The sequence below is a fragment of the Candidatus Pelagibacter sp. HIMB1521 genome (assembly GCF_052047875.1).
GTDB lineage: Bacteria > Pseudomonadota > Alphaproteobacteria > Pelagibacterales > Pelagibacteraceae > Pelagibacter.
The window spans coordinates 74,386-80,873 of the sequence record NZ_JBNAIZ010000010.1; the positions used below are offsets into that span (position 1 = coordinate 74,386).

Annotated in this window: 7 protein-coding genes; 2 read left to right on the forward strand and 5 right to left on the reverse strand. The window is 27.3% G+C overall.

Going from position 1 to position 6,488, the window contains the following annotated elements:
- Nucleotides 1-67 precede the first annotated feature (67 nt).
- Together lexA and gltX are read left to right on the forward strand one after the other, a co-directional pair.
- Nucleotides 68-745 carry a transcriptional repressor LexA gene (lexA, locus tag ACTTA5_RS05330; protein ID WP_440648503.1) on the forward strand — a complete coding sequence of 226 codons (678 nt, stop codon included), beginning with the start codon at nt 68-70 and terminating at the stop codon, nt 743-745.
- Nucleotides 746-767: 22 nt separating this feature from the next.
- Nucleotides 768-2,165: a glutamate--tRNA ligase gene (gltX, locus tag ACTTA5_RS05335; protein WP_440648505.1), complete on the forward strand. Its 1,398-nt coding sequence runs from the start codon at nt 768-770 to the stop codon at nt 2,163-2,165.
- Here the strand turns inward: gltX and lpxB are convergent.
- Genes lpxB through fabZ form a run of 5 tightly spaced genes read right to left on the reverse strand, consistent with a single transcriptional unit; the run spans nt 2,145 to nt 6,319 of the window.
- Nucleotides 2,145-3,278: a lipid-A-disaccharide synthase gene (gene lpxB, locus ACTTA5_RS05340; RefSeq protein WP_440648507.1), complete on the reverse strand. Its 1,134-nt coding sequence runs from the start codon at nt 3,276-3,278 to the stop codon at nt 2,145-2,147. The two genes, gltX and lpxB, sit on opposite strands and share 21 nt — an antisense overlap.
- On the reverse strand, nt 3,275-4,060 hold the full coding sequence (gene lpxI / locus ACTTA5_RS05345; protein WP_440648509.1) for a UDP-2,3-diacylglucosamine diphosphatase LpxI domain-containing protein: 786 nt from the start codon (nt 4,058-4,060) through the stop codon (nt 3,275-3,277). Before lpxI ends, lpxB begins: the two co-directional genes overlap by 4 nt.
- Nucleotide 4,061: 1 nt before the next feature.
- Nucleotides 4,062-4,844 carry an acyl-ACP--UDP-N-acetylglucosamine O-acyltransferase gene (gene lpxA / locus ACTTA5_RS05350; protein ID WP_440648511.1) on the reverse strand — a complete coding sequence of 261 codons (783 nt, stop codon included), beginning with the start codon at nt 4,842-4,844 and terminating at the stop codon, nt 4,062-4,064.
- Complete coding sequence (gene lpxD / locus ACTTA5_RS05355) at nt 4,841-5,821, reverse strand: UDP-3-O-(3-hydroxymyristoyl)glucosamine N-acyltransferase (protein WP_440648513.1); 981 nt, start codon at nt 5,819-5,821, stop codon at nt 4,841-4,843. Before lpxD ends, lpxA begins: the two co-directional genes overlap by 4 nt.
- Nucleotides 5,822-5,872: 51 nt before the next feature.
- Nucleotides 5,873-6,319: a 3-hydroxyacyl-ACP dehydratase FabZ gene (gene fabZ, locus ACTTA5_RS05360; RefSeq protein ID WP_440648515.1), complete on the reverse strand. Its 447-nt coding sequence runs from the start codon at nt 6,317-6,319 to the stop codon at nt 5,873-5,875.
- Nucleotides 6,320-6,488 lie beyond the last annotated feature (169 nt).

Genomic DNA, 6,488 nt, shown 5'->3' on the forward strand with positions numbered 1-6,488 from the left:
CACTTTTTTTAGTATTGTTAAATCAAAAGAACTTTTATAGAACATTGTTTGTACGATATTTGTTCTTATGCTAACAAAAAAACAAAAAAACCTACTTTTATTTATCAACAAGAAGTTGAGAAGTTCTGGCGTGTCTCCTTCTTACGAAGAGATGAAACAATCTTTAAACTTAAAATCAAAGTCAGGTATTCATAGATTGATTAGCGCCTTAGAAGAAAGAGGTTTTATTAAAAGATTGGCTCATAAAGCAAGAGCTTTAGAGGTTGTAAAATTACCTGAAACGGCTTCAGCAAATGATATTTACAATAGTTTTTCACCAAGCGTTATCAAAGGTGGTTTAGATGAAGAAGTTAACAATACAGACGAAATGGAAGTACCAGTATTAGGAAAAATTGCAGCAGGTACTCCTGTAGAAGCAATACAAAATGAAGTTTCAAGAATACCATTACCAAATAATTTAGAAAAAAATGGAGATTATTTTGGATTGAAAGTTCAAGGAGATTCAATGATCGAAGCTGGAATCTATGAAGGAGATACAGTTATTATTAAAAGAACAGATACAGCAGATAATGGAAAAATTGTAGTCGCATTAATTGACGAACACGAAGCAATGTTAAAAAGAATTCGTAAAAAAGGTAAAGTTGTTGCATTGGAAAGTGCAAATAGAAACTATGAAACCAAAATATTTGGCCCAGATAGAGTAAAAGTTCAGGGTGTTTTGGTATCTTTATATAGAAACTTCTAAAAAAATAGTCTAAACATCTCTGATGTCAAAAGTAGCAACTCGTTTTGCTCCCTCTCCTACTGGGGCTCTTCATATTGGCGGTGTTAGAACTGCCTTGTTTAATTGGTTATATTCAAAAAATCAAAAAGGCACTTTTCATTTAAGGATTGAAGATACTGACAAAGAAAGATCGAAAGAAGAACACAAAATACAAATAATTAAATCCTTAAATTGGTTAGGGATAAAACATGATGATGAAGAATATATTCAATCAAGTAAAATTGCTGAACATGTAAAAATTGCACATGAATTATTAAAAAATGGGTATGCCTATAAATGTTACTGTTCACCTGAAGAAATAGAAGAGCAAAAAAAAAGAGCTAGACAAAAGAAAATACCTTATATTTACGACAGAAAATGGAGGGATGCAGAAGAAAAAGATGCTCCTAAAGAAATTAAACCTGTAATTAGATTTAAAAGTAAAATTGAAGGAAGTTCAATTCTTAAAGATTTAGTTCAGGGCGATGTTGAAATTGAAAACAGTACAATAGAAGATTTTGTAATATTAAGAAATGATGGAACTCCAACTTATAATTTGTCAGCAACTGTAGATGATCATGAAATGGGAATGACGCATATAATTAGGGGTGATGACCATAAAATAAATACCTTTAAACAAATACAAATTTATGAAGCAATGAAATGGGAAGTGCCACTGTTTGCCCATATTCCTTTAATTCACACAATAGACGGTAAAAAATTATCAAAGAGAGATAATGCGTCAACATTGGATGACTATTCAAAAATTGGAATTATGCCTGACGCATTAAGAAATTATTTACTAAGACTAGGATGGTCATATAAAGACAAAGAAGTATTTACTTTGGAGGAAAGCATCAAATTTTTTAACTTAGAAGGTATAGGAAAATCACCATCGAAATTAGATATGAGCCGTATTTTATCAATGAATGAGCACTATATCAAAAATATTGATGAAAATGATCTTTACGATCATCTATTAAGATATTGTGAAGAATATAAGGATAAAATCGATAAAGAAAAAGCAACAAAAATAAAATCATCTTTAGTATTTTTAAAAAATAAAGCAAAAACACTAGAAGAAATATTTAATAATGCAAAATATATCATTAATGATGAAGTTAATTTTAATGAAAATGATTTAAAACTAATTGACGATAATTCCAAAAAAATAATTAATGAATTTCAAGATGAAATTAAAAACTTAGAAAGTTTAACTAGAGATAATTTAGAACCAATAGTTAACAACTTGATAAAAAAACATGAAACAAATTTCAAAGGTGTAGGTCAACCGTTAAGAGTGGCTCTAACAGGATCTAAGTTTGGACCAGGCCTATATGATATTGTTATATCTTTAGGTAAAGCAGATGTTGAGAAAAGATTAAGAAAGATACTTAATTAAAATAGAACTTGCCTCACTAGCAGATGAAGTTTTGGATCTGATGCCCTCTAAAGTTTTGGAGCAATCATTTACTTGTTTTTTTATCAACTCGGGGTTTTTAAGAAAATAAATAACAGATCTATATATTTCATCTGCATTACATTCTTTTTGAAGTAATTCAGGAATTACCTCACGATTATTTATTATATTTATAATATTTGCAAATTTTACATTAACTAACATTTTAAAAATCATAAAATTAATAAAACTAAGTTTATAAATAATTATTGATGGAACATTAAAATTACAAATTTGTAATGAAACAGTACCAGATTTTGAAACTGCAAAAATGGATTCAGACAAAATTTTAGATTTAATATTTTCGTCAGACACAATATCTATATTGTCAAATTTATATTTTTTTACATGTTCTAAAATTAAACTTTTATTTTCTTCTGTTGCATGAATATAAAAAAAATATTCATTATGCTTTTTGTTCATTAATTTAATAAAATCTAACAATATAGGTAGTAAAACTTTAGTTTCAGAATTTCTGCTACCAGGAAATATAGATATTATTTTTTTATTTTTAGGTAAAATATTATCAATAATAATTTTGTTATTTTGATTTATTTCTATTAGAGGATGGCCGACAAAAGTATTATTAATATTTTCTTGATCAAAGTATTTTTTTTCAAATTCAAACAACAAAAGAATGTGATCAATAAATTTTTTAATTTTTTTAACTCTATTTTTTCGCCAAACCCATACTTGAGGAGCTACATAATGAATTGTTTTAATGTTGCTGTTTATTTTTTTAACCTTTTCTGCTACTCGCAAAGTAAAATCAGGACTATCTACACTTAACAATATATCGGGATTAAATTTTACTATTTCTTCTACAGTTTTGTTTATTTTTGATTTAATTCTAAAAATATTAAACAATACACTTGTAAATCCTAAGTATGTAATTTCCTTCAAATTATAAATAGATTTAATTCCTAGATTCTTTAAGTGAGTACCACCAACGGATAAATATTCAATTTCAGAATTTTCTAGTTTTAATCTTGAAATTAAAGTTGATGCAAGTTTGTCTCCCGATGGTTCGCCGGTTAATACAAAGATTTTTTTCATATAACTTTAATAAAAATTTTATTTTTATTTGCAAAATTTATTGCTTCTTTTTTATCTAGAAAAATATTCTTTTTAGATTTTAAAACTAGCCCCTTTAATCCATATTTTTTTATATCTTTTAAAGTTTGTAAACCAACAGTTGGTAAATCAATTCTTAAATCTTGTTTATTTTTAGGTAATTTTATTAATATACCTTTTGAATTTTTCTTTACTTTTGAAAGCATTTTTTTTGTTCCTTGCTTTCCCTCTTTTGCAATTATTTTTTCATCTTTGACAACTAGAGCTTGTATATGATCCAAACTATTAATTTTATTGAAATAATTTTTAGCTTTTTTAATTGAATTATTATCATTCACATTAGGCTTATTTTTTGTGTAATTTCCTTTTTTAAGAGATAGTTCTGGATTAAAATATATTGAGCTAATAACTTTAATATCTTCATCTGCAAGTATCTTAATTATAGATTTTATAATTGCAGCATCACCAATTTTAGAAGCTCTAATAACATTTGGCATATAGTATATTCCTTTTAAATCTAATCTAAGGGATGTAAAATTAGGTTTTGCTATTTTACCTGCAAACAAAACTTTTTTAGATTTTTTTTCTTTAATTAATTTGATTATTTTTCCAAATTTTCCAATGCTTATCCTGTAAGAATTTTTATCTCTTTTAAATTTATTATTTTTGGAAAAATCGATAATAAAATATTTTTTTTTTAATTTTTTTATTTTATTTAAAACTATTTCAGAAAAATCGGTATCACCTAAAAACAAACCAATCATTTTATTTTGAAAAGGGAGTACAAATTGGTCTTTTTTTATCTTTTTCTATAAAGTTAACTACTTCAGAAACTAATTCATTTTTTCTTAAATCATTAGATAAATTACTTAAATTCTCTGTTAAATTCTCATTCTTAAATATTACTTTATAAGCTTCACTAAGAGATAATATTTCTTTATTTGGAATATTTTTTCTTCTTAAACCAATTAGATTTAATCCTTGTAATATACTTCTGTTTCCATGTGCTATACCATATGGTATTACATCTCTAACTACACCACACATGCCACCAATCATTGCAAATTTGCCAACTCTAGTAAATTGTTGTACAGCTGAATTTCCTCCAATTATAGCATTATCATCTACATGAGCATGACCACCCAACGGAACATTATTTGCTAAAATAACGTTATCACCAACTATACAATCATGTGCAATATGAGAAGATACCATAAACAGACAATTATTACCTACTTTAGTTTTTCCTCCTCCACCTTGAGTACCTGGGTTAATGGTTACGTACTCTCTTATTTTGTTATTATCACCTATCTCTAATAATGTTTTTTCACCTTTAAATTTTAAATCTTGAGGATCATTTCCTATGGATGCGAATGGATAAATTTGATTATTTTTTCCAACTATTGTATTACCTATTATATTTACGTGGGATTGTAAAACTGTACCCTCTCCAATTTCCACATCAGGGCCAATTACACAATAAGGTCCTATTGTTACATTTTGAGAGATTTTTGCATTTAAGTCAATAATAGCTGTTTTATGGATCATTTATTATCTCTTAAAAATTCTCTGATGTTTTTCGCAGGATAACCCATTACTTTTGTATTATTTGGAATGTTTCTGATTACACCAGAACCACCTCCAATTTCTACATTATTACCAACTTTGATATGACCTGAAATTCCTGCTTGACCACCAATTCTTACATTTGAACCAATTATTGAACTACCTGCAATTCCTACTTGGCCTGCTATAATAGAATTCTCCCCTATTTTAACATTATGAGCTATGTGTATCTGGTTATCTAGATAAGTGTTTTTACCTATAACTGTATTTGACATCGAACCTCTATCAATAGTAGAGCTGCATCCTATTTCACAATTTTCCTCAATAATTACAATACCAATATGTGGGTATCTTAAATTCTTATTTTTATTTGGAAAAAAACCAAAACCATGCTTTCCAATCACACAGTTATCTAAAATCTTTACATTATTACTTATTAGTGAGTTTCTTATTATTGTATTAGAACCTATTGAGCAGTTGTCTCCAATAGAAACGTTTTTTTCAATTATTACATTATGACCTATCTTACAATTTTTGCCTAATGATACATTTTTTCCAATTAAAACATTTTTACCTGAAATTACTTTATCCTTAAAATTTGTTTGATTAATATCAATAACACTATCATCAAAATCATCATTTATAGCATCAGGATAAAACATTGATGTTATTTTTGATACAGATACTAATACGTTTTCAACAATTATAGGAATACAAGAAGCAGGAAGTTCATTTTTTAAGGACTCTGTTGTAATGCAAAAAGATGCTTTTGTTTTTTTAGCTAATTCTCTATATTTTTTTGAGTGTAAAAACGTAATATCATAATTATTAGAGCCATATAAATCTTTTATATCTTTTAATTCTATATTTGATTCCACTGACTCAGTTTTTATATTTAGAAAGTTTAAAATATCTCGAACTGAAAAAGGTCCTCTATTTTTAAAAAAAGGATTAAACATAATTGCTTTTAACAGAGCAACTATTTTAGAGTTATCAATATTTATTGCTATTTATTTCTTATCTACAATAGTAGCTGACCAAATTGCATCGGCCATTTTAACTTCGTCAACAAAGGCCTCACCTTTATATTTCCAAACTCTACCATGAGATCTTATTGCCTCAATTTTTAATATTAGTTTACAGTCAGGTATAACAGGATTTCTAAATCTTGCTTTTTCAACACCCATTAAAAATACAAGTTTATTCTCATAAGTTGATCTATCCAAACCATGTGCTGTTAAAGCAGCAGCAGCCTGTCCAAATGACTCTACAATTAATACGCCTGGCATTACTGGTTGATCTGGAAAATGACCTTGAACAAAAAAACTATCCTTTTTTACATTTACAACTGCTGTAGCGGATTGTAATTTTTTAATATTATAAAGTTCATCAATTAACAACATAGGCTCTCTATGTGGTAATAAATTAATGATCTGTTGTTTATTAAGTTTAGTCATAGTTTAATTTATTGATTTATAACTGCACATCACTGTATAAAAACAACCAAAAAGAATACGAGTGCCTATTGACCAAGTTAAGGCTCATATGTGTTATGTGTTCTTATACTTTCTTTACAGCAATTAAAACACCTTCGCTAATACTAAAACCATAGCCCCACCCATAGCT